Source organism: Aliisedimentitalea scapharcae (assembly GCF_045277565.1).
GTDB lineage: Bacteria > Pseudomonadota > Alphaproteobacteria > Rhodobacterales > Rhodobacteraceae > Aliisedimentitalea > Aliisedimentitalea scapharcae.
The window spans coordinates 72,622-94,874 of sequence record NZ_CP123586.1 but is presented as its reverse complement, the minus strand read 5'-3'; the positions used below and the strand labels follow the sequence as shown (position 1 = coordinate 94,874).

The 22,253-nt window shown below is 58.0% G+C and carries 20 protein-coding genes; 10 read left to right on the top strand and 10 right to left on the bottom strand.

Annotated elements, in window-relative coordinates:
* Positions 1–6: 6 nt before the first annotated feature.
* Positions 7–1,638, bottom strand: a complete 1,632-nt coding sequence (locus QEZ52_RS22285) for a 5-guanidino-2-oxopentanoate decarboxylase (protein WP_406651317.1) — start codon at positions 1,636–1,638, stop codon at positions 7–9.
* 12 nt (positions 1,639–1,650) lie between these two features.
* Entirely contained in the window at positions 1,651–2,622 is a 972-nt protein-coding gene (locus tag QEZ52_RS22280) for a C-terminal binding protein (protein ID WP_343211551.1), read from the bottom strand.
* Positions 2,623–2,775: 153 nt separating this feature from the next.
* On the opposite strand from QEZ52_RS22280, the gene QEZ52_RS22275 reads away from it, so the two are divergent.
* Positions 2,776–3,669 carry a LysR substrate-binding domain-containing protein gene (locus QEZ52_RS22275; protein WP_343211689.1) on the top strand — a complete coding sequence of 298 codons (894 nt, stop codon included), beginning with the start codon at positions 2,776–2,778 and terminating at the stop codon, positions 3,667–3,669.
* 79 nt (positions 3,670–3,748) lie between these two features.
* Here the strand turns inward: QEZ52_RS22275 and QEZ52_RS22270 are convergent, their stop codons facing one another.
* The 3 genes from QEZ52_RS22270 to QEZ52_RS22260 form a co-directional block, all read right to left on the bottom strand.
* A complete protein-coding gene (locus tag QEZ52_RS22270; protein WP_343211688.1) occupies positions 3,749–4,636 on the bottom strand; it encodes a 2-hydroxy-3-oxopropionate reductase in 888 nt (295 codons plus the stop codon).
* 113 nt (positions 4,637–4,749) lie between these two features.
* Positions 4,750–5,766 carry a D-2-hydroxyacid dehydrogenase gene (locus tag QEZ52_RS22265; protein WP_343211687.1) on the bottom strand — a complete coding sequence of 339 codons (1,017 nt, stop codon included), beginning with the start codon at positions 5,764–5,766 and terminating at the stop codon, positions 4,750–4,752.
* A gap of 77 nt (positions 5,767–5,843) precedes the next feature.
* Entirely contained in the window at positions 5,844–7,226 is a 1,383-nt protein-coding gene (locus QEZ52_RS22260) for an aromatic ring-hydroxylating dioxygenase subunit alpha (protein WP_343211686.1), read from the bottom strand.
* 166 nt (positions 7,227–7,392) lie between these two features.
* Between QEZ52_RS22260 and QEZ52_RS22255 the strand changes: the two genes are divergently transcribed.
* The 7 genes from QEZ52_RS22255 to QEZ52_RS22225 all read left to right on the top strand — a co-directional run bounded on the left by QEZ52_RS22255 (position 7,393) and on the right by QEZ52_RS22225 (position 13,367).
* Positions 7,393–7,938, top strand: a complete 546-nt coding sequence (locus QEZ52_RS22255; RefSeq protein ID WP_343211685.1) for an AsnC family transcriptional regulator — start codon at positions 7,393–7,395, stop codon at positions 7,936–7,938.
* A gap of 265 nt (positions 7,939–8,203) precedes the next feature.
* A complete protein-coding gene (betB, locus tag QEZ52_RS22250) occupies positions 8,204–9,667 on the top strand; it encodes a betaine-aldehyde dehydrogenase (protein WP_343211693.1) in 1,464 nt (487 codons plus the stop codon).
* A 164-nt stretch (positions 9,668–9,831) separates the two neighbouring features.
* Positions 9,832–10,671, top strand: a complete 840-nt coding sequence (locus tag QEZ52_RS22245; RefSeq protein ID WP_343211684.1) for a transporter substrate-binding domain-containing protein — start codon at positions 9,832–9,834, stop codon at positions 10,669–10,671.
* A gap of 99 nt (positions 10,672–10,770) precedes the next feature.
* Entirely contained in the window at positions 10,771–11,436 is a 666-nt protein-coding gene (ehuC, locus tag QEZ52_RS22240) for an ectoine/hydroxyectoine ABC transporter permease subunit EhuC (RefSeq protein WP_343211683.1), read from the top strand.
* 3 nt (positions 11,437–11,439) lie between these two features.
* Positions 11,440–12,102 carry an ectoine/hydroxyectoine ABC transporter permease subunit EhuD gene (gene ehuD / locus QEZ52_RS22235; RefSeq protein ID WP_343211682.1) on the top strand — a complete coding sequence of 221 codons (663 nt, stop codon included), beginning with the start codon at positions 11,440–11,442 and terminating at the stop codon, positions 12,100–12,102.
* A 3-nt stretch (positions 12,103–12,105) separates the two neighbouring features.
* The gene (gene ehuA / locus QEZ52_RS22230; RefSeq protein WP_343211681.1) at positions 12,106–12,927 is read left to right on the top strand and encodes an ectoine/hydroxyectoine ABC transporter ATP-binding protein EhuA; all 822 of its coding nucleotides are present in this window, start codon (positions 12,106–12,108) and stop codon (positions 12,925–12,927) included.
* Between the two features lie 194 nt (positions 12,928–13,121).
* Positions 13,122–13,367 (top strand): hypothetical protein, encoded by a 246-nt coding sequence (locus QEZ52_RS22225; RefSeq protein WP_343211680.1) that lies wholly within the window; start codon positions 13,122–13,124, stop codon positions 13,365–13,367.
* Here QEZ52_RS22225 and QEZ52_RS22220 read toward each other — a convergent pair.
* Positions 13,355–14,203, bottom strand: coding sequence for a carbon-nitrogen hydrolase family protein (locus tag QEZ52_RS22220; protein WP_343211679.1), 849 nt, complete (start codon positions 14,201–14,203; stop codon positions 13,355–13,357). The two genes, QEZ52_RS22225 and QEZ52_RS22220, sit on opposite strands and share 13 nt — an antisense overlap.
* Before the next feature lie 420 nt (positions 14,204–14,623).
* Between QEZ52_RS22220 and QEZ52_RS22215 the strand changes: the two genes are divergently transcribed.
* Entirely contained in the window at positions 14,624–16,288 is a 1,665-nt protein-coding gene (locus tag QEZ52_RS22215; protein ID WP_343211678.1) for an ABC transporter substrate-binding protein, read from the top strand.
* Between the two features lie 290 nt (positions 16,289–16,578).
* On the opposite strand, the gene ggt is transcribed toward QEZ52_RS22215, so the two are convergent.
* Both ggt and QEZ52_RS22205 read right to left on the bottom strand, forming a co-directional pair.
* Complete coding sequence (gene ggt, locus QEZ52_RS22210) at positions 16,579–18,174, bottom strand: gamma-glutamyltransferase (protein WP_343211677.1); 1,596 nt, start codon at positions 18,172–18,174, stop codon at positions 16,579–16,581.
* A 196-nt stretch (positions 18,175–18,370) separates the two neighbouring features.
* Positions 18,371–18,913, bottom strand: coding sequence for a helix-turn-helix domain-containing protein (locus tag QEZ52_RS22205; protein WP_406651390.1), 543 nt, complete (start codon positions 18,911–18,913; stop codon positions 18,371–18,373).
* A 236-nt stretch (positions 18,914–19,149) separates the two neighbouring features.
* Between QEZ52_RS22205 and QEZ52_RS22200 the strand changes: the two genes are divergently transcribed.
* A complete protein-coding gene (locus QEZ52_RS22200; protein ID WP_343211675.1) occupies positions 19,150–20,217 on the top strand; it encodes a hypothetical protein in 1,068 nt (355 codons plus the stop codon).
* Between the two features lie 264 nt (positions 20,218–20,481).
* On the opposite strand, the gene QEZ52_RS22195 is transcribed toward QEZ52_RS22200, so the two are convergent.
* A complete protein-coding gene (locus tag QEZ52_RS22195; protein ID WP_343211674.1) occupies positions 20,482–21,270 on the bottom strand; it encodes an SDR family NAD(P)-dependent oxidoreductase in 789 nt (262 codons plus the stop codon).
* Positions 21,271–21,280: 10 nt separating this feature from the next.
* Positions 21,281–22,249, bottom strand: coding sequence for an LLM class oxidoreductase (locus QEZ52_RS22190; protein ID WP_343211673.1), 969 nt, complete (start codon positions 22,247–22,249; stop codon positions 21,281–21,283).
* Positions 22,250–22,253 lie beyond the last annotated feature (4 nt).

Here is a 22,253-nt window from a genome sequence, read left to right as displayed (position 1 = left end):
CGGCTGCTATTGCAGCCAGACGTCGGTTTCATCGATTTCGATGATCGTCGGCCCTTCGGAAACCAACGCGGTTTCCAGCGCGGCGCGCAGTTCATCCCCGCTTTGCGGGTGGAAGCCGCGGGCACCGAACGCCTCGGCGATTTTGGTGAAATCGGGGTTGTAGATGTTGCAGCCGATGGTGGGCAGGCCCTTGCTGTCCATGTATTCGCGGATCTCCTGATAGCCGCCGTTGGACCAGACCACGATGGGGATCGACAGGTTCTGTTCGACGGCTGCGGCCAGTTCCTCTATCGTCATCTGGAAGGACCCGTCGCCGGTGATGCAGGCCACAGGGCGGTCACCCGCGCCGACCTTCATGCCAATGGCGACTGGCATCCCGAACCCCATGGCGGCATAGCCATTGGGGAAGTGGAACAGGTTCGGATGCTTCATGGGATAGTGGTACAGCCCCGTGTAGCAGATCTGCGAGGCATCGGAGCTGATGATAGTATTATCCGGCAGCACGTCGTGGATGATCTCCAGCGCTTTTTTGTGTTTCGGGGATTCCTTGCACAGATCGCCGTTGAACTGGGCGCTTGCTTCGACCACGCGTGTCGCGCCGGCGGTGGTCACCTGCGGACCGTTGCGGTGTTCCAGCCCCGACAGGATCGCAGTCAGCGCGGATTTGCTGTCGCTCAGCAGCGCAGCGCTGGGTTTGGAATAATGCATCAGCTGACCGGGGTCGATGTCGATGCGGATCAATTGGCCATTGATCGGGTAATCAGCGGTGAAATAGCGGTCGGGTTCGGCAAATTCTGTGCCCACGGCCAGCACCACATCTGCATCCCTCAACATGTCGCGCACCGGGTCGAATGCCTGGGTGAACCCCAGACACAGGGGGTGATCTTCGGGGATGACGCCCTTGCCCGCGCAGCTGTTGACCACCGGCGCGTCCAGCCGTTCGGCCAGTTTCAACACTTCGTCCGAAGCCCGGATTGCGCCACCGCCCACGACGATCATCGGTGTTTTGGAATCGGCCAGCATATCGGTGATCCGCACGGTTTCTTCCGGGTCGGGACCTGCCCGCGGCGCTGTGGGCCAGGCGTCGATGTCAAAGCCTGCCGGGCCTGCCAGCACGTCCTGCGGGATCTGAATGCTGACAGGGCGCGGACGGCCCGAGTTGAAAACGGTAAAGGCACGCGCCAGAACTTCGGGCAGGTTCTTGGCGTCGAGCAGGGTGTGGGTGAACGCCGAAACCTGACCCAGGATGTCCTCTTGCGAGCGCAGTTCGTGCATTCGCCCCCCGTTCATGCCCAGTTCATGCACGTTGTTCATGGTGGTGAACACCAGCATCGGGATCGAATTGGAATAAGCCTCGCCAATCGCGGTGGCGCCGTTGGTGACGCCGGCACCGGTGACCAGGAAACAGACGCCCGGCTTGCCAGTCGCCGCGGCATAGCCATAAGCACCATAGGCCGAGCCCTGTTCGTGGCGGGGCGTCACCTGGCGGATGCCCATCTTGTCAAAGTTCCGGTAAAATTCGACGGTGTGATAGCCGGGGATGCCAAAGGCGGTGTCGATCCCGTAGGCCTTGAGTAGATGCAGCAACGCCTCGCCGCAGGTCATTTCGGTTGTATCGGTTTGATTTTCAGGGGGCATATCGCGCATGTCCTATTTCTCGCCTTTGACGACGTAGTGATCCGGGGCGCCTGTGTTGGCGTAAGTGATGACGTTCTTGATGGCGCGGGAGCGGCCCTCTTCGTCGGCTTCGACCGAGTAATAGGCAGCGTGCGGCGACACGACCGTCCGCGGGTGATGCAGCAGCGGATCATCCGGGTTGGGCGGTTCGACCTCGAACACATCCAGCCCTACGCCGCCCAGCTGACCACTATCCAGTGCCGCCAGCAGCGCGTCTGGGTCGATCAACGCCCCGCGCGAGGCGTTGACGAGAAAGCTGCCCTTTTGCATCTGGCCCAGCAGATCGGCGTTGACGATGTGTTTCGTCTCCGCAGTCAGCGGCGAATGCAGCGACACCACATGGGCGCGTTCGAACAGCTCTTCGATCGTGGCGACCTGTTCGATCCAATCGGGGCAGGCGTCGGCGGGCATATAGGGGTCATAGGCGATGACCTTGCCGAAACTGGGCGCAGCACTGCGCGCGGCCTGCTGGCCGATGCGGCCACAGCCCATCAGGCCGAAGGTCATGTCATGGGTGCGGTGCAGCACGCCGGGCTCTTCGTAGTCCCAGCGACGTTCGCGCACCGAGCGGTCATAGAAGGGCAGATGGCGGACCAGCGACAGGGCCATGGCGGCTGCATGCACGCCGACCTCGGACACCCAGGCGTCGGGGATATGGGCGATCCAGACACCGTGTTTGCCTGCCGCTTCCATGTCGATGGCATCGACGCCGACCAGCGGCACGCTGACGATGCGAAGGTTGGGCAGGGCGGCAAACACCTTTTCGGTGATCGGCGCATAGAGCGACACGATGGCATCGGCACCGCTGGATTTGACCAGCTCGACCACCTGATCTTCGGTGGTGCAATGCGGTTCGGCGACGACCATCTCGAACCCGGCCTCAGTGATGAGCGCGGTTTCTAGGTCAAGATCGGGCTGAACGAAATCGGTAAAGGCGATTTTCAAACCTTTGTCTCCTTGCTGGGGTGCTGGGGTCTGACCGTTGAACCGGCAGAGTATGTTGCTGATTTCGATAAGGGCAATTTACGCGCGTCTTTTCAAACGACCAATTTCGGGGCATGATACGACGAAATGGAATACCTGTTTTGAGTCTGGTAAATGTCTGCAAATGAACGAAAAATCGCGACGCCCCCGTTGCATTGGTTGCGCGCCTTTGCGGTTTCGGCCAGATATTTATCCTTTACGGATGCCGCAGAGGAGCTGCTGATCACGCAATCAGCGGTCAGCAAACAGGTGCGCCTGTTAGAGCAACACCTGAATCAACCGCTGTTCCTGCGCGGGTATCGCGGTCTTCGCCTGACCGACGCTGGGCGGAATTATTTGCCCACCGTGGTGCGCGCGTTCAACGCGCTCGAGGAAGGGACGCGCAGCTTTCTGGGCTATTCGTCAGATCGCAATTTGCACATCAAATCGAACTACGCTTTTGCCACCTTCTGGTTGACGCCGCATATCCATGAATTCATGGAGGCAAATCCGGATGTCGAAATGACGATTTCAACCGCGCTGTGGGAACAGGATTTTCTAGAGAGCAACGCCGATATTGAAATCCAATATGGCAAGGAAGACCGGTTCGACGGGCGTACCCATGCGCTGAGGGCGGAGTTCCTCTTTCCCGTCTGCGCGCCGTCAGTGGCCGACCGTCTGCGCGATCCACAGGATCTGGCGGGGGAACGCATTCTGGATCTGACCGGGATTGGCGATGCCTGGGACTACTGGTTGCAACAGGCGGGCCTGCGCAGCATTTCACTGTCGAACCGGCACTATTTCAGCACCTATGTGCTGGCACTGAACCTGGCGCGCGAAGGGCAGGGGGTGTCAATGAGCCACGGCACGCTGGTTGACCGGATGATCGAGCGGGGAGAGCTTGTCGTGCCCTTCGACATCCGGATTCCTGGTCGAGATGGCTATTTCGTGGTGCAGAACCAGGTGGACAACCCGACCCCCAACGCGGTGCGTTTCATGGATTGGCTGTTAGGAAAATCCGGAACCTGACGTCCAGGCGGGCTAGAAAATTCGCAGAATTTTCTGATATCGCGGCCCCGTCATGCGGGACCGCGATCGGATTTTGAGTTTACTCGGCGACCGGATGGTTCGCCATCCGCTCCAGCGCTTTGACCATACCGGAATGATCGTCATTCGCGCCGCCATGGGCCGCGCAGGAATTGAACAGTTCCTGCGCCGTCGCGGTGTTGGGCAGCGACACCCCCAGCGCCTTGGCGGAACTCAGCGCCAGGTTCAGGTCTTTCTGATGCAGGTTGATGCGGAATCCCGGATCCATGGTCCGTTTGATCATTCGCTCACCATGCACCTCCAGAATGCGTGATGTGGCCAGCCCGCCCATCAGCGCCTCGCGCACTTTGGCCGGATCGCAGCCGGCTTTGGAGGCAAAGACCAGCGCCTCGGCCACCGCTTCGATATTCAGCGCAACAATGATCTGATTGGCGATCTTGCAAGTCTGTCCTGTGCCGTTGCTTTCGCTGATCAGTGTGATGTTCTTGCCCATCACTTCGAACAGCGGTTTCGCTTGGTCAAACGCCGCCTGCGGGCCGCCACACATAATGGTGAGGCTGGCGGCCTTGGCGCCGACCTCGCCACCTGATACCGGCGCGTCGATGTACAATCCGCCCTTGGCGGTCACCTGGGCAGCCAGTTCCTGCGTCGCAATCGGGCTGATCGATGACATGTCGATCACCAGTGACCCTTCGTGTACATTGATCAGAACACCGTTTTCACCGGTGATGACCCGTTCCACATCAGGGGTATCCGGCACCATAACGATGACGGTGTCGCAATGGGCTGCAACTTCGGCCGGAGAACCGACGACCTCGACCGCCTTGCCCGACAGTTCATCCGGCAGGGGAGAGCGATTGAGGCAGGTAAAGATCGTGTGGCCCGCATCCGCCAGGTGCCCCGCCATTGGGGCACCCATGACGCCGAGGCCGATAAATCCGATATTCATAAGTATCTCCTTAGAGCGTTTTCAATATAACTCGGATCACTCAACGCTACTTGAAAACATAGATTTCAACGCGTTGAGTGATGCCCGGTGTTTCAGCTGAAAATCGAAACGCTTTAGTATCCAAGTTTGGGGTCGATGGGGTTCAGCAAGGGTTCGCCTTTCAGAAACAGCTCCATATTGCGGAAAAACAGCCCCAGAGTCAGCGGCACATAGGCGTCACCATCATCCGCCGACACATGCGGCGTGATGATCAGGTTCTTGGTGTTCCACAGGCGCGACTCTGCCGCGATGGGTTCCGGGTCGAACACATCGAGGATGGTGCCGCCCAGTGAGCCTTCTTCCAGTTTGTCGCAGAGCGCGTCGTAATCCATCACCGCCTCGCGCCCGATGTTGACGATGCCGGCGGTCGGTTTCATCAGGTCCAGCCTGCGGCGATCCATCAGCCCACGGGTTTCCGGCGTGTCAGGCGTGGCGATCAGCAAGTAGTCGGCCAGCGGCAGCACATCGTCCAGCTGTTCGGTGGTGACACAGCGGTCGCAACCTTCCACGTCGCGGCCCGACCGGTTCACCCCGATCACATTGACGCCCAGCGGTTTTACCATCGCCGCGCCGGAACCGCCCAGCGATCCGGTGCCCAGCACCACCAGCGTTTTGCCCGCGATGGGCGAACAATAGAGCGAGTCGTAGACGGCGCTGCGCTGGTTGGTGACGATGGCGGGTATATGGGAATGCAGCATCAACACGGCCATCAACCCAAACTCGCCGGCTTTGGCCGCATGCACGCCTTTGTTGTTGGTCAGCGTCACGTGATCCGGCAGCCAGTCCATTGGCAGCATGTGTTCCACGCCTGCACCAATGCAGTGGATCCATTTCAGGTTTGGTGCCACTTCGGCCAGATTTTCGGTTGGCATGTCCCAGGTCAGCAGAACCTCAGCCTCGGCCATGGAGCTCGCCCAATTGTCTGTGTCCCAATCGACAAACGGATCAAGCTGACCCTGCACGCCAGGAAACTCAGCCAGCGCACTTTCAAACCGTTCACGGGTGACGGTGAATACCTCTTCGCCTTCGGGCGTGTTCGGGAATGAGCCTTCGGCCCAGCGGTTATTTTTGACGTGAACCTTCACGGTCATCGGTTTTGTCCTTTGTCGTTCGCGCGAATTGAGAGCAGCCACCCTGCCCCGCATTGGGGCAGGAGACGCAGCCGGATTTAGCCGATGCCATTGGCTTCGATCTCTTTGAGCTTTGCGATGATTGATGTGTCGCGGTTTTCGTCACACCAGTCTTCGTGATCGAACTGCATATCCATGACGGCGGCGCCGATCGACATCAGGTATTCCCCGTCATCGCGGCCTTCGATCGCGGGCATGGTTAGCACCGTGTCCTGGCCGTAAGTGCGTACCGAATGGCCTTCAAAGGTCTTGGGCTGGGGTGGTTCGATGTTGTCATTTGCCAGATCGCGGATCGCCTTGCGCACCCGGCGCCGATAAAGCGAGATGCCACGGTCGGTCGGCATTAGGTTTTCGCCCTTGTGGGTGGAAATCGCGCCCATGCCTTCAACCGCTTCGGAGTCAGCGGGATAGCGCTGCTTTTCTTCGGGGGTGCGGTCCAGCACCTCGCCCTGCTCCATCTTTTCGTGACCTTCGCGGGTGTTGTATTCATGCGGATCCCAGCGGTCGCCAAAGTTGGCCCAAGCATAGACCATGGTGTTTTCATCATCGACCGGCACCACCCAACGGGTAAAGCACGACCGGCCAAAGTAACGCTGTTCGGTGCCGTCGGCGGCATAGGCGGATCCGGCCTGGGTAAAGTTCGGCAGGATCAATTCGTTCAGGCGCACCCAGGCATTATCGCCAATGCGGCGGGTCGATGTGCCAAGGAAGTGGTTTTCGTGACGCTCGTAGAATTTCAGCTGACCGCTGGCCATCATCCCTTCGGAGAACTGCGGGTGGCTATTCTGGCTGTGCAGGAAAGTGGTGTGGGTCGGGTCCATGATCGCGTCCTGCACCTGAATCCAGTTGCAGGTATAGGGTGCCTTGTAAGGCGCACTGGTCATGCCTTCGTGTTCAAAGGCGTCATAGATCGGGAAGTCCGGCTGTTTGTCCGACGGGCCCATATAGGCAAAAATCAGTCCGCGATATTCGATCACCGGATAGGCGCCCAGGCGGGTGCGTTCCTTGACCATTTCCACAGCGCGGGCGGTTGAATCCTCGGCCGGAGCTTCGAGGATTTCGCCATCGGGCGCGAACAGCCAGCCGTGGTAACAACAGCGGATGCCGCGGGTTTCGCATTTGCCATATTCCAACGAAGCGCGGCGGTGCGGGCAGTATTTGTGCACCAATCCGATTTTCGTACCGTCGCCATAGCGGAACAGAACCAGTTCTTCGCCCAGAATGGTGATTGCCTTGGGCAATTCACCCAGATCGTCGGTCAGGTGAACCGGGTGCCAGAAGCGGCGCAGATATTCGCCGGCCGGCGTGCCGGGACCAACGCGAGAGATTTCTTCATCAATTTCAGCTGGTTGAGATTGGGCATAGCCCTGAAAATTACCTGCAAAAGTGCTGACTTCGGGCTTTTGGGTTGCGGTTGTCATGGGTCGCTACCTCCTTGTTTGGGGTCTGTATGGCGGTGGCCGAGGCTGCCGCAAAAACTGTAATTCGAAGGTTGATTGCGAAATCGTCTGCGTCAACCGAAAATACGCTTCAAAATTCTACGTTTTCCGATCTATAAATTCGATATTCGAAATTTTGGAGCCTCCCATGAGTGATCAGACCCGTCAAAGCGACCCGAATGTGCGAAAACGTAACCTGGCAACAGAGGGCGGGGCTCGCAGCGCCGGGCTGGCATTGTTGGACGACCGACTGAACCGCGAAATCATCGACCGGTTGCAGCGCGACGGGCGTATGGCGTTTTCTGAGATCGCTCAGCAGTTGGGCGTGTCCGAAGGCACCGTGCGCAACCGGGTCGGAGCGATGAAGTCCGGCGGCGCGCTGCGCATTGTGGCGATCACCGATCCCGGGGTTTCCGAATACCGGACCGAAGCGATGATCGGTCTGAAAGTCGCACCGGGCCACCGGCCCGAGGACGTCGCGACCCGTTTGGCGCAGCTGGATGAGATCGTCTATGTGGTCTGGGTCAGCGGTGCTTATGACTTGCTGATCGAGATCGTCAGCGAGGATCGCGCGGGTTTTTTGGCGGTCCTCAGCGAACATGTCCACAATAGCCCCGATATCGGGTCAAGCGACGTGATGACGGGGCTCAAGAATTTCAAGAATCAGTTCCTGCTGAAAAGCAACTGGGGCTAGCGCTGGGATTCGCGATATTGCGTGATGTGCGCCATTTATGAGGCTAGTTTTCGAATTTCGTACTAAAAGTGGGAGTTACGGGCAAAAAAATGATTTATCCGAAAAGTGTATTGCGTAATACGTTTTTTCAGGCGTAACCTTTTCCAAGACCAGCCACGAATCAGGCGACGCGAACCGTCTATGATTCTCCGCTTGGAGGGGAGCTTCTATGCAAGTCACACTGGACCATCCAACCAGAACTGCCGCAGGCGACTCCTCGGTGGATCTGCGCGCCCAGCCGGTCGCCTCTCATTACATTGACGGCGCCTATGTCGAAGACGCGTCCGGCGCGCTGATCGAATGCGTTTACCCCGCGACGGGTGAGATCGTCGCCCGTCTGCATTCCGCCACACCGGCGCTGATCGAACGTGCAGTGGCCAGCGCCAAACGCGCGCAAGTGGAATGGGAACGCACCCTGCCGGCGGACCGTGGCCGCATCCTGCGCCGGGCCGCCGATATCATGCGCGACCGCAATCATGATCTGTCGGTGCTGGAAACGCTCGACACCGGTAAACCCTATCAAGAAACCATCGTCGCGGATGCGCTGTCGGGCGCAGAAGCCTTTGAATTTTATGGCGGTATTGCCAGTACGATCAATGGTGAATGCATCCCGCTGGGCGACAGTTTTGTCTATACCAAACGCATCGCATTGGGGGTGTGTCTGGGCATCGGTGCCTGGAATTACCCCACCCAGATCGCGGCCTACAAGGGTGCCGCAGCGCTGGCCTGTGGCAATGCTGTGGTGTTCAAACCGTCCGAGGTCACGCCGCTTTGTGCGCTCAAGGTCGCCGAGATCCTGACCGAAGCCGGGTTGCCCAAAGGGCTGTATAATGTGGTACAGGGATATGGCGAAGTGGGCAGCACCCTGGTGGCGCATCCGGACATCGAAAAGGTCTCTCTCACCGGGTCGGTGCAAACCGGCGCGCGGGTGATGGCAGCGGCGGGCGCGGATATCAAACATGTGACGATGGAGCTGGGCGGTAAATCCCCCCTGATCGTTTTTGACGACGCGGATCTGGACGCAGCGGTCAGCGGTGCCATCCTGGCGAATTTCTATTCCGCCGGGCAGATCTGTTCCAATGGAACGCGGGTATTCGTGCATCGCAACATCCGTGCGGAATTCGAAACCCGCCTTGTCGAACGCGTGCGCGCCATCCGTCTGGGCGACCCATTGGACCCCGAAACCCAGATGGGGCCGCTGATTTCGCAGGCGCATATGGAAAGAGTGCTGTCATACATGCAGCTTGGGCGAGAAGAGGGGGCCCGGTTGCTGTGTGGCGGAGGCCGGGCCAAAGGCGATGGGCTGGCACGGGGCGCTTATGTGCTGCCCACCGTGTTCACGGGGGTGACCGACGACATGCGGATCGCCCGCGAAGAGATCTTTGGCCCGGTCCTGTCCATCCTGGAATTCAGCACCGAGGACGAGGTGATCGCCCGCGCCAATGACACTGACCTGGGGCTGGCCGCCAGCGTGTTTACCCGCGACCTGCAGCGCGCCCACCGGGTGATCGACCGCATTCATGCGGGCACCTGCTGGATCAACACCCATAATATCATGCCCGTCGAAATGCCATTTGGCGGGGTCAAGAAATCCGGTGTTGGCCGCGAAAACTCGCGTGCGGCGCTGGATCACTACAGTCAGATCAAATCCGTTTATGTCGAAATGGGAGGTGTCCAAGCGCCCTACTGAACCCAAACCAATTCTCGCCGGTGACTGCGCCCTCGTGAGGTGACCACCGGCCCTCTCTCTCCCGAAAAGATGCGGAAAACCGTGCGTCGGGAAATCCGGCCCACCTTCTGGCGATCCAGTCGCCGGACCGGGTGAGTCATGTCCAACAGCAAGGAGAACCACCAATGAAATCCAAACTTCTGGGAAGCATCGTTTCCGCCACCCTGGCCCTGACGGCCAGCGCCACGCTCGCCGGGCCGCTCGAAGATCGCATCGCTGCGGGTGAACCGATCCGCCTCGGCTTTGCCGCTGCCGCGCCCTGGGCGCATCCGGGCGAAAACAATGAACCGCTGGGCTTTGTGAACCAGATCACGCTCGATCTGTTGGCCAGAATGGGTCACACCGAAATCGAACCAGTTGTCACCGACTGGGCCGGTCTAATCCCCAGCCTGATGGCGGGCCGCGTTGATGTGATCACCGGCGGCATGTACATTCTGGGGTCGCGCTGCGCCAATATCGACTTTTCCGAGCCGATCGGCCAGTTCGGCAACGCCTTTATCGTGCCCGATGGAAATCCGGGCGGCCTGCAGACCTACGAGGACATCAAGAACGCTGGTGTCACCATGGCGGCCGTTGCGGGCTATGTGAATGTCGAAGAAGCGCTGAAGGTCGGCATCCCGGAAAGCAAGATCATGCAGCTGCCCGGCACCACCGAAGTGCTGGCGGCGGTCAAGGCTGGGCGCGCCGAGATTGGCGCCATGACGGCGGTCGAAGCCTATGATCTGGCGGCAAAAACCGACGGGATCGGCCATACCGACACAAATGCGCTGCCACAGTGGACCTTTAACTGGGTCGCCGTCGGCTTCCACCCCGAAGACGATCAGTTCCGCGCCGACTTCAACGCAGCGATGCCGGGGTACATCGGATCCGACGACATGCTGTCCAAGGTCGAACAGTGGGACTACCTGCCGTCGAACGTACCCGGTGACGACGCGTCCATGGAATGGGCCTGCGCCAACCGCTAGGGCGCGCCTCTCTCTCGCAATCAAGACCCGGTGCCCCGGTTCCTGGGCACCGCCCCCCCTCAACTCCCCTCATCGGGACAGAAGCGGAGAACGCCTGTCTTGTCCTACTTTGAATTCCTCCAAGACTATGGCGGCCGCATGGTCGACGGGTCTCTGATCACGCTGGTGCAGTTCGTGCTGGCCACCGTTGTTTCGGTCGCCATCGCGCTGACCTTTGGCCTGATGCGCCTTGCGTCGAACCCCGCGATCAAAGGGGCCGCCACCGTCTATATCGAAATCTTTCGCGGCACCTCGTTGCTGGTCCAACTGTTCTGGATCTTCTTTGTGTTGCCCCTGTTTGGGATCACCATGGATAAATTCACCGCCGGTTTCATCGCCGTCGGTCTGAACATGGGCGCCTATGGTGCCGAACTGGTCCGGGGTGCCATCCTTGCCGTGCCAAAAGGGCAATGGGAGGCCGCCATGGCCATAAACATGACGACCGCTCAGCGGATGCGCCGGATCATCCTGCCGCAGGCGCTGGTCATCATGCTGCCACCCTGGGGCAACCTGGTGATCGAGATCCTGAAAGGCACCGCGCTGGTGGCGCTGATTTCGGTAACCGACCTGATGTTCCACGCCCGCCAAATCAACATCTCGACCTTCCTGTCGATTGAAACCTTTGGCACTGCATTGATCATCTACTACGTTTTCGCACGCTTTTGCGTGACGCCATTCATGCGCGCATTCGAACGCAAGATGGCGTTCAAGATCGGGAGGGCCTGAGCCATGGAATGGCGTTGGGATTGGACGTGGGAGCTTCTCCCCCGGTTTATCGAGGCCGCAGGCAAGACCTTGCTGGCGGCCGGTGGCGGATATCTGATTGCGGTTGTTCTGGGGCTGGTACTGGTGCTGGCGCAGCGTACCCCATGGCGTCCGCTAACCTTCTGCGTGCGCGAGGTGGTAGAGTTCGTCAGGTCGACCCCGCTACTGCTGCAGGTGTTCTTTGTCTTTTATGTAGGACCACAATTCGGCATCAACTTGTCGCCCTGGACCTCGGGTCTGATCGCGATTGGCGTCCACTACGCCGCCTATCTGTCCGAAGTCTATCGCGGCGGCATTGAAAGCGTGCCGAAAGGCCAGTGGGAGGCCGCGACCGCGATCAACATGTCGACGGTGCAGACCTATCGGCGGCTGATCATTCCCCAGGCCTTGCCGCCTGCGATTTCGGGGATGGGCAATTATCTGGTCGGCATTTTCAAGGATACGCCGATGCTGTCGGTGATCGGTGTCGCCGAGCTGATGCACACGGCAAATGCCGTAGGCGCGCAAAGCTATCGCTATCTGGAACCTTACACGTTGGTCGGAGTGCTGTTCCTTGCGATCTCACTGCCGACCGCGTTTTTCATCGCCCGTTTCGAAAAATGGGTGCGCCGTAGAATGGGAATGTAACCAATGACCACCGAAGACATGAGCCAATACCCCCTGCGTCTGGAGGGGGACAACATTCCGATGGTACGGTTTGCCAATGTGCGCAAAAGCTATGGGTCGCTGACCGTTCTGGATCACCTGAACCTGGATATCGACATGGGTGAGATGGTCACGATCATCGGCCCGTCGGGGTCCGGCAAGACCACCGTGCTGCGGATGCTGATGACGCTGGAGACAATCAACGGTGGGGTGATCTATGTGGATGGCGAACCGCTGACCCATATGGAAAAAAACGGTGTGCTGGTACCGGCCAACGCCGCTCACATCCGCCGCATCCGTTCCAAGATCGGGATGTGTTTCCAACACTTCAACCTGTTCCCGCATATGACCGCGCTGCAGAACTGCATGGAAGGGCCTGTACAGGTGCTGGGCATGTCCAAGAAAGAAGCGCAGGAGCGGTCTCTGGAATTGCTCGACATGGTGGGGATGGCCGACAAGGCGGGCCAATACCCGTCGCGCCTGTCCGGTGGCCAGCAACAGCGTGTCGCCATCGCCCGCGCCCTGGCGATGCGGCCCAAGGTGATGCTGTTCGACGAAGTCACCTCGGCGCTTGATCCCGAAGTGATCGGCGAGGTGACCAACGTCATCCGCAAGCTGGTCGATGCGCACAGTCTGACCATGCTGATGGTGACGCACCAAATGGGATTTGCGCGCGATATCTCGGACCGGGTTTGCTTCTTTCACAGCGGTGCCATTGCGGAACAGGGCAGCCCCGTGGAACTGTTTGGTGCGCCAAAGAACGAGCGAACCCAGCAGTTCCTCAATGCGGTACTGGAATCGAACTGAGCCCAATCTGCACAGGTTCGCCTGCTTTGGCAGGCGCTCCCGGCAGACGGCGATGTTCTCGACAGTCGGGTCAAACCTGGAAAACCGCAAAGACGCTTGATGCGCGGGCGTCTCAGGTCGACCATCGCGCCCACAGAGACCAACATAACGCAATCGACGTCTCGCACGGGCCAACCCATGACCGAGAAGCCGAGTTGCTGGAAACAGACGTCGATGAAACGCTCTTTGTTATGGGGCGAACCACTTGGATCGACGATGCGCCGATTACGATGGTGCGTGCCTTGGCTGCACCGGGGTATCACCTGATCACCCGCGCCAAGTACTGGTCAAAAAACTGCGTGTCACGGCCCGCCACAAAACAACGGTCTCTTCGCATCCTAGCCCAAATACTGGTTCACTCAGAACACTATATTCAGGTGCCTGACCGCTATGGTGCATGAAGGGAGATATTGTAGGTCCCCAACTTGTCCTTGAGGAACGTATACTCTCGCCGCGCGGTGTCGAGTTTTTCGCGATCCAGGGTAATGATGCGGAAGGCTTCATCTGTCTGCGGAAATCTGAGCGGTGGCGTGTTCTCATCGAGCCATGGCGGGCAAAACAGTGAATTGCCATAGCTGGTTCCTGCGCGGTTTAGTGACAGGAAAAACACTTGGTTCTCCAATGCGCGGGTCATGGCAAACGGGTGCCATGTGTGAAAGCTCTCGTCCCGGAAATAGGCCCCGCAATGCAGGATAGCATCTGCATCGTGATCCAAGACCAAAGTACGCGCCAATTCAGGAATGCGGATGTCGTAACAAATAATCGGCGCAAGGCGGAACCCTTTGACTTCGAATACAAACAAATGGTTGCCGCGGTTGAAATACTCTTTTTCCATCGAGGCACCGTATTGTGCCAGGTGAAGTTTGTCGTAATACCCGACCAGCACCCCATCCGGACCAACCACCCCGATCGAGATAAAAGGACCACCGTCACCAGCGCGGGCAAATCCGTAGGACACGAAAACGTTCAAATCCATCGCGACCTGACGCCAGGCCCGAAAAGATGCGCCATCCAAAGGCTCGGCAATATCGTCCAGCTGCGCAAAGGTTTCACGCGCATAGTCAAGGCTCGACAATTCGGGAAGAACAACCAGATCGACGGGTCGTTGAGCACGGTCCAGTTCGGCGCGAACTTTGGTCGTGGAGGCTGTTAAATGGGCGTCGCGTTCGGCCGTTGTCGCCATCGGCGGAATACAGATTTGGCAGGCCAAAAGAGTGAGCGTGTCGGATGTGGTCATGTTTCAGGCTTTCGTTTGGCTTCTGTCTGTAATCAGGCTGTTGGTGGTCATGAACAAGGTGGAGCTGGACCGGCTTTGACCAAGTGGGTGTACTGGGTATTTCCAGCGGTCAGTCCGATCGTATTATGGCTTTCTCGCACCACCAACAGGTATGAGACGTTCCCGCCCGCATTCCAGAGCGTCAATTTTACCAACTTCTTCATCTGCGACACCGTGGGCATACTAGGCAATTGCATGCTCAAAATAAAAAGAAGGTCTATGCCATCGAAAAATTCGTTTGAGTGAACTGGACCTGCCACGCACTACTCGCTTTACGCGAACAGGATAGTTGGCACAGATGTGTTGTTTATGCACTGGGTCGAGCTTCAGGCAAACAAGACTAATTTCGCCGAAACAGAAGACCAGCAAGGAAAGTTAAAGATGCAAACTGATCAAGGTGTGAACACTGCAAAACACCCAGCGGTGGAAATGTACGTCGATGAATACAAGGCCGGTCTGATGGACCGCCGCGAATTCCTGACACGTGCGACAGGGTTCGGCGTGACTGCAGCTGCAGCCTATGGCCTGATTGGCGAACCCAGCCCTGCGATGGCGGCCGGAACGCCCAAAGACGGCGGAACCCTTCGGGTGCAGATGCAGATCAAGGGTCTCAAGGACGTACGTACCATGGATTGGGCCGAAATCGGCTGTGTGACCCGTGGGACGCTGGAATACTGTGTCGAATTCAACAATGACGGCACCATCCGCCCCATGCTGCTGGAAAGCTGGGAAGTCAGCGACGACGCCACCAAATACACATTGAATGTCCGCAAGGGCGTCAAATGGAACAATGGCGACGATTTCACCGCTCAGGACATTGCCAACAATGTCGAACGCTGGTGCGACAGCGGGGTCGAGGGCAACTCGATGGCGGGCCGCATGTCGAGCATGGTCGACCCTGACACCAAGAAGCTGAAAGACGGGGTGGTCGAAGTCGTCGACAGTCACACCGTGGTGTTGAACCTGGTCAAGCCGGATATTTCGCTGATCGCCGGTATGACCGACTATCCTGCGGCAATCGTGCATTCCAGCTATGATCCGGCGGATACCATGAACGCTGTGGGCACCGGCCCGTTTGTGATCACCGAGTTGGAAGTGGGCATCAAGGCCACGCTGGAACGCAATACAAACCACACCTGGTGGGGCACCGAGATCTATGGCGGCCCTTATCTCGACACCATCAAATACATCGATTTTGGTACCGATCCGTCGGCTTATCTGGCGGCGCTGGATTCCGGCGAAGTCGATATGCTGTATGAATCGGTTGGTGAATATATCGACGTGATGGACGGTCTGGGTTTCGTGAAATCCGAAGTGGTGACCATGGCGACCATCGTAATCCGTCCCAATCAACTGGCCGAAGTCGAAGGCATCCGCCCCTATGCCGACAAACGCGTCCGCAAGGCGATCCAACTGGCGACCGACAACGCGGTTCTGCTGGAACTGGGTGCAGCTGGCCGTGGCCAGCCCGCACAGGATCACCACGTCGGTCCGGTGCACCCGGAATACCGCGACATCGGCGACACCGAATACAACCCAGCCAAGGCGCTGGAGCTGTTGAAGGAAGCCGGGATGGAAGATTTCGAAATGGAAATCCACTCCATCGACGATGACTGGCGTCGGAACACCACTGACGCGGTGGCTGCGCAATTGCGTGATGCTGGGTTCAAGGTTAAGCGTACCGTTCTACCTGGGGCAACTTTCTGGAACGACTGGACCAAATATCCGTTCAGCTCGACCAACTGGAACCCGCGCCCTCTGGGTGTTCAGATCCACGCGTTGGCCTATCGCAGTGGGGCAGCCTGGAATGAATTCGGTTGGGAAAACGCCGAATTTGATGCGCTGCTTGACGAAGCGTTGGGCATTGCCGACGCCGCCAAACGCAGCGACGTCATGGCAAAAATCGAAGCCTTGATCCAGGAAGAGGCGGTCACCATCCAGCCCTATTGGCGGTCGCTTTATCGCCACCATGTCGAGGGTCTGACAGGCGTGGACAAACATCTTGCCCACGAAGACCACCACTACAAATGGGCCTGGTCTGCCTAACGAACTGATCCCGCCCCTGGGCCGCAATGGTGGACCAGGGGCGGGAGCCTACCTAAAGACACGCGGGCATCCCGATTGCCCCTGGAAACGCACCGTCCGGCGCGAAACACCAGACTCCTGTTTTCACAGAGGACTTACATACATCTGCAACCGCCCCCGTTTCCTTTCGACACGCGGGCAAGGGTTTGCGACGTCAAGCCACGCCGCCCCGATTTGGAACGCGCGCCTTTAGGGGCTCAAGGAATGGCGAGGCTGATACAGCGTGCGCCGGTTCAGGTCTTAGTGGCGCGTCAATACCCGGCGGCACAGCCGTCTTTGCGAGGGTCCGATCCGCCGGTCAAAGTGCCTTTGTCCCAGTCGATCCAGATGGCTTGTGATCCCCCGATTGGGACCTTGGCAGCGTCAATCCGATGCCCACGAGCTCTGAGATCCTCCGTAATATCGTCAGGCAGTGTTCCTTCGCAATCGATGTTCCCTGTGATGGGGTTTGGAAAGAAACGGGGCAAATCCTGAGCTTCCTGTATGTCGAACCCGTATTGCAGGAAGCGGGACAGGAATTGCATGTGCCCAAAGGCCTGATAGGCACCGCCCATCACACCATAGGACATGACTGTTTTTCCATCTTTGGCCACCATTCCGGGAATGATGGTATGCAGCGGGCGTTTGTTCGGGGCGATACAATTGGGATGTTCGGAGTCGAGTGAAAACCCCATGCCACGGCAGTGCAACAAGACGCCAGACCTAGGGGCCATCAAACCCGTCCCGAAATTGTGGAACAAGGTGTTGATGAAGCTACAGGCGTTCCTGTCCTTGTCGACGACGGTTATATAGACCGTATCGTGATGAACGGGAGGGGTGAAATCCGGCATCTCGGTGAGTGCCTGATCTGCCTGGATCGTGTTGTAAAGATTGTCGATGTTTTCATCGGATAACAGCCACTCAACCGGAACCTGCGCGTGTTCAGGATCTGCGACGTAGCAATCCCTCTGATGGTAGGTCAGACGGCCCGCTTCGATCTCCTGGTGAATCCGATTCAGGTTGATCGGGGTATCACCTTCTTTCTCGAATCGTTCCATCAGTTTGAGCAACATCAGCGCAATGACACCCTGTCCGTTCGGTGGACATTGGTAGACGTCATAGCCGTGGTAGCGTGCTTTGATCGGAGTTACATAATCGCCTTGGACGTTGGCGAAATCCTCCATTGTGTGCAAACCACCATGACCCTGCAGAAAGGTCACCATGTCCTCGGCTACGTCGCTGGTGTAAAAGCCGTCACGACCCTGGGTCGCAATCTTTTCCAGCGTTCGACCAAGATCAGGCTGTTTGTGAACATGTCCCTCTGGCACAGATTGACCACCCGGCAAAAACACCCGAGACGCATGTTCGCAACCTTGCAGCAGGCCAAGGTTGCGCGCAAAATCTACGCTGACCCGCGAGGCGATCGGATATCCGTTTTGGGCATAATCGATTGCAGGTTGCAGGACATCGGCAAAAGGCAGGACGCCGTGGTCACGGTGCAGTGTATCCCAGGCATCAACAGCACCAGGAATAGTGACCGCATGGGCGCTTTGTTGCTGGATTCTGGTGATACCCTGTTCGGCAAACCATTCGGGAGTCGCAGCTGCGGGAGCACGACCTGACCCATTGAAGGCGACATAGTCGTCGCTGCCTTTGGGTGCATACATGCAAAAGCAATCTCCACCAATCCCGGTCGACTGGGGTTCGACAACACATTGAACAGCGCAGGCAGCGATGGCGGCGTCCATGGCATTGCCGCCTTTTTGCAAGATCGCAATCGCGGTCTGAGTGGCCAGATGGTGTGACGTTGCCGCGACAGCAGTTGTGGCAATCACAGGAGACCGGCCGGGGAGTTCGAGATTACGCATGCTTGGATTCTCTCCTTTGGGTGTGTTTGTACTAGAAACATATTGGGCGGACCAAAGTTTGCCTGACCTGCCCCCGAGGCTCCCTCATTCATACCAAGAGTTTGAGGGTTAGCCCATTGGTTAACGCGGCCCTGACCTGTGAACACATACGTGGTAAGGGGTTCAGGACCGACCAGCGTTCAGACCCGTGTGATGCTCAAGCAAGCCAGACCCACAGCAGTTGGGCCGGGTGAGGCTGTTGATTTACAGCAAGATGTTGCAATCCGCTGCTGAAATAGACAGCGTCACCTTTCTTCATGGTTTTTATCACTTTGCCGTCGCTCAGGAAGTCTACGATCCCGTCGATCACATAGAAAAATTCTTCGCCTCCATGAGAAGATGGGGATGAAATCATTTCGGATTTATGTGGCTGAATTGTTGTGACGATCGGGATCATTTTCCGGTTGCTGAGTTCGGAAAACAGAAATTCGAACTCGTAATGCCCGCTGGAAGATTTCCCTCCTTCTCCTGCATCGGTAAAAGACAGCATATCGGTGGTTAGCCTGCCCTGCGACAGCAATTCGGATGTGGTCACTCCCAACCCCTGAGAGATCTTGCCCATCATGTCAAAGGTTGGTGAAATTACGTTGTTTTCAATCTTTGACAGGTTGGATTTTGAGACATTGGCTCTCTCCGCCAGGCGGCTCAGCGATACGCCGCGGGTTGCACGCATTTGACGAAGCGTTTCTCCGATATTCATCTGACCTGGATCCCCAGCGTCGGGTTTATGCGTGTCGGTTGGCGGCATTTTTCGGATGTCCGGATCATTGCATGATTGTCTGCACGGATATTACGGGCGTTTGGGCGGTTTACCAGTCTCTCTGGCGGGTGGTCCTGTGACCTGGAATCGTTTCATATTTGAAACGACGCCGTTTTCCGATAGACATTTACAAGATTTGATTCGATCTCGGCGCTCATCATCGAAAAGGAGCCACCATGGCGAAGCCAACCTTGATGGTACTTTCCTTGGGAGAGCTGGGCACACATTTGCTGGAAGCCGCGGCCCGGTCTCAGTTGTTCGATACGATCATCGTGGCCAGCCGGGACAAGGCCAAAGCCCAGGCTCGCGCCAACAATGCCGTGATCGGGGCCGGGATCGAAGGGTTTTTCCCCAACATCATTGCCGAAGAACTGGATTTCAACGCACCGGGGTTTGGTGCAAAGCTGGATCAAATCGCGCCCGATTATCTATTTACTGCACCCAGCATGTTACCCTGGTGGAAGCTGGACGAGGCCGCTGCCAGCCTACCGTTTGCCGGATATACGGCATTACATCTGGCTTTGATGGTTGCCCTGCGGGATCAGATGACCGAGGCGAATTTCAACGGGGTCTGGATCGGTGCCTCTTATCCAGATGTAATCAATGCCGTGCTAAATCGCACGGGTTATGGGCCGACGTGCGGCATTGGAAATGTGCAGGAACCTATCGCAAAAATCCAATCCTACGTGGCGCGGATCAAAGGCTGCAGCCCCAACGAGGTGCGGGTGCAGTTGGTGGCGCAGCACGCGTTTGAATACTATGTTCTGAACGCACCCACTCCAAAGGAACTGCCCCCACATTTGATCAAGGCAACCGTGCACGGGGAAGACGTCAGCCCGATCGCCAGCCAAGCACTGTGGGCCCCGTTTCCGTTTCCCTATGACCTGCATTTCAACCGGGTAACGGCCTCGGCAGGGATCCGAGCCCTTCAGGCGCTTACGTCCGAGTCACCGCAATCGATCCACTTGCCCGGGATTGGGGCGTTGCTGGGCGGGTATCCGGTCCAGGCCAGCACGTCCGGGATTGTTCTGGACTTGCCGCTAGAGTGGAGCTTGGACCAGGCAATTGCGGTCAATGAACAGTCGCTGGCATGGGACGGGATCAAAAGCGTCACGGAGGATGGCACGATCATCTACACCCCTGAGACCTGTGAGGGTTTGCACAACCTTCTGGGCAGTACGCCTGGGTCCCTGACCACAAAAAACGCGGCAGCACAGGCACAGGCCCTGTTGGCTGTTTTGTAATTTGATTTGAGGAAGGATCTTTCAATGAGCTGAGAGCAGCGGGGATGCCAGAACAGATTGATCTGATCGTGCGCAGAAAGAAACCTCTGAGCCTGCCTGGACGCTTCGAACCGGCCAAAGTTCTTCTGTCGTTTACGGGTTGGCCCATGCGAGACGTCAATTGCCCGCCGCAACAACCCATGCTTGTTGCCCGGAATAAATAACGGTCGCGACAAGGAACGACACCATCGCGACCGAGAATTTAGCTGATTGAAGAGCGAAATATCACCGCATAAGCGCAATCGTCTGATTGATTCCCTGCATCACCGCATTTGCATGCTGTGCATCCAGCGCCGCAGCATGGGGGCGCGCAAAACCGCCGGAGTCGTTATCGAAGTATTGACCGGAGGCGGTCGCAAATTCGGGGGCCAGCGCGGCTCGGCTCAGGATATCGGCACCGATACTCAGGTCGTTGCCGGCCACGCCGAACCCTTCCTTGACCATTTTCGAGGCCAACAGAGACCCCGGGTTCACGGCCAGAACTACGGGACCCTCGGACAAGTCACGCGCCAGTTCCTGTGTCCATATTGTGATTGCCAGCTTGCTTTGGGCATATGCGCTGAAGTCGTCAAGCGCGCCTTGCCCAGCCATAGCTTTGACATCAACAGCGGCCTGCGCGGCCGAGGACAGGTTCACGATGCGACCCTTCTGTGGGATGATCGGCAATAGGCGCTGCGTCAGCACCCAGGGCGCAAAAGTGTTTACCACAAAGCGCACGTCCAATCCTTCGGGCGTTCTGGTTTGTGGCACCTTGTAGACGCCTGCATTGTTGATCAGCACGTCCAGCCGGTCGTGTCGCTCAAGGATCGCCGTCGCCAAGGCCTCGACATCCGCCAATTTCGACAGGTCGGCGACATAGGCCTCGGTCGTGCCACCCACTTCGGCCACGGCCTTGTCCAACTTGGCTTGGTTGCGGCCATGCAACAGGATCGTGTGGCCCCGTTCGGCCAGTGTTTTGGCGGTCAGCAAGCCGATGCCATCGGTCGATCCGGTGATGAGAATGATCTGGGACATGAATGGTTCCTTAAACAGAGAAGTCGGGCAGCAATTCGTCAGACAGGCACCGCAACGTGGTTTCGATATCAGCGTGGTTGAAGCGCAGATTGAGGGCAACGTGATTGATTCCCAGTGCCTGTACCTCTTGCAGGTAGCCGCGCAGGAAATTCACGCCGGACTGGAACCCCAGATGGATTGGGCGCGGGGTTGCGTCCGCATCTGCCACCAGATCCACGTACAGGGATTGCATCACCGGTTTATTCTGACCTCCGGTCTCTGCGATCCGCGCGCGATAGTCGGCGACAACGCGCCCCTGAGAGGTCGCGTCACGGGGATAGGTCATCCAGCCGTCGCCGTTCTGAGCCACCCAATCGGGGGATTGCTGGCTCCCGCCGGTGATCAGGACCGGCAGGCGACTACCGGCGGGTTTCGGCAGCATATCCATGCCGCCGGATAGCGCCCCTTGGCCGTTATTCAGGCTTGGATAACCTTCGCCCATCGCGCGGATATAGTCCATGCTGTCCCGGAACCTCTTACCGCGATCGGTAAAGCTCATGCCCATTGCCGGGTATTCTTCGCGCCGATCTCCCGAGGCAACACCCAGCAACAGACGCCCACCTGACAAAGCATCGACCGAAGCCGCCGCCTTGGCCACATGCGCCGGATGGCGCAGTGGCAGCACAATGCTGGCCACGCCAAGCGCGATCTGGCTGGTCGTCATGGACAAGGCACCAAGGTAAACGAAGGGATCAAAAATCTGACCCGCATCACCAAAGGACGGCACATTGAACGGCACGTCGCGCAGCCACACGGATGCGAACCCCAGCTTTTCGGCCAGCTGAACCCGTTCGATATGGCGATCCATCGCCGGAACAGCGCTATTGGGATAGGCTTCGAGCGGCATGACCAGACCAAGGCTCAGCCGCTCCGGTCGAAAGACCGTATTATAAGCGCGGTTGATCGTGGCAAATCCTTGGGCCTCAAGTGTATCAAGCATTGTC

Coding starts and splice junctions, on each gene's coding strand:
- ehuD (WP_343211682.1), top strand. CDS start 11,440: ATGGAATGGCGTTGGGATTGGACGTGGGAGCTTCTCCCCCGGTTTATC.
- QEZ52_RS22215 (WP_343211678.1), top strand. CDS start 14,624: ATGCAAACTGATCAAGGTGTGAACACTGCAAAACACCCAGCGGTGGAA.
- QEZ52_RS22275 (WP_343211689.1), top strand. CDS start 2,776: ATGTCTGCAAATGAACGAAAAATCGCGACGCCCCCGTTGCATTGGTTG.
- QEZ52_RS22260 (WP_343211686.1), bottom strand. CDS start 7,226: ATGACAACCGCAACCCAAAAGCCCGAAGTCAGCACTTTTGCAGGTAAT.
- QEZ52_RS22220 (WP_343211679.1), bottom strand. CDS start 14,203: ATGACCACATCCGACACGCTCACTCTTTTGGCCTGCCAAATCTGTATT.
- ggt (WP_343211677.1), bottom strand. CDS start 18,174: ATGCGTAATCTCGAACTCCCCGGCCGGTCTCCTGTGATTGCCACAACT.
- QEZ52_RS22245 (WP_343211684.1), top strand. CDS start 9,832: ATGAAATCCAAACTTCTGGGAAGCATCGTTTCCGCCACCCTGGCCCTG.
- QEZ52_RS22270 (WP_343211688.1), bottom strand. CDS start 4,636: ATGAATATCGGATTTATCGGCCTCGGCGTCATGGGTGCCCCAATGGCG.
- QEZ52_RS22200 (WP_343211675.1), top strand. CDS start 19,150: ATGGCGAAGCCAACCTTGATGGTACTTTCCTTGGGAGAGCTGGGCACA.
- QEZ52_RS22255 (WP_343211685.1), top strand. CDS start 7,393: ATGAGTGATCAGACCCGTCAAAGCGACCCGAATGTGCGAAAACGTAAC.
- QEZ52_RS22285 (WP_406651317.1), bottom strand. CDS start 1,638: ATGCCCCCTGAAAATCAAACCGATACAACCGAAATGACCTGCGGCGAG.
- QEZ52_RS22190 (WP_343211673.1), bottom strand. CDS start 22,249: ATGCTTGATACACTTGAGGCCCAAGGATTTGCCACGATCAACCGCGCT.
- QEZ52_RS22205 (WP_406651390.1), bottom strand. CDS start 18,913: ATGAATATCGGAGAAACGCTTCGTCAAATGCGTGCAACCCGCGGCGTA.
- QEZ52_RS22195 (WP_343211674.1), bottom strand. CDS start 21,270: ATGTCCCAGATCATTCTCATCACCGGATCGACCGATGGCATCGGCTTG.
- ehuA (WP_343211681.1), top strand. CDS start 12,106: ATGACCACCGAAGACATGAGCCAATACCCCCTGCGTCTGGAGGGGGAC.
- QEZ52_RS22265 (WP_343211687.1), bottom strand. CDS start 5,766: ATGACCGTGAAGGTTCACGTCAAAAATAACCGCTGGGCCGAAGGCTCA.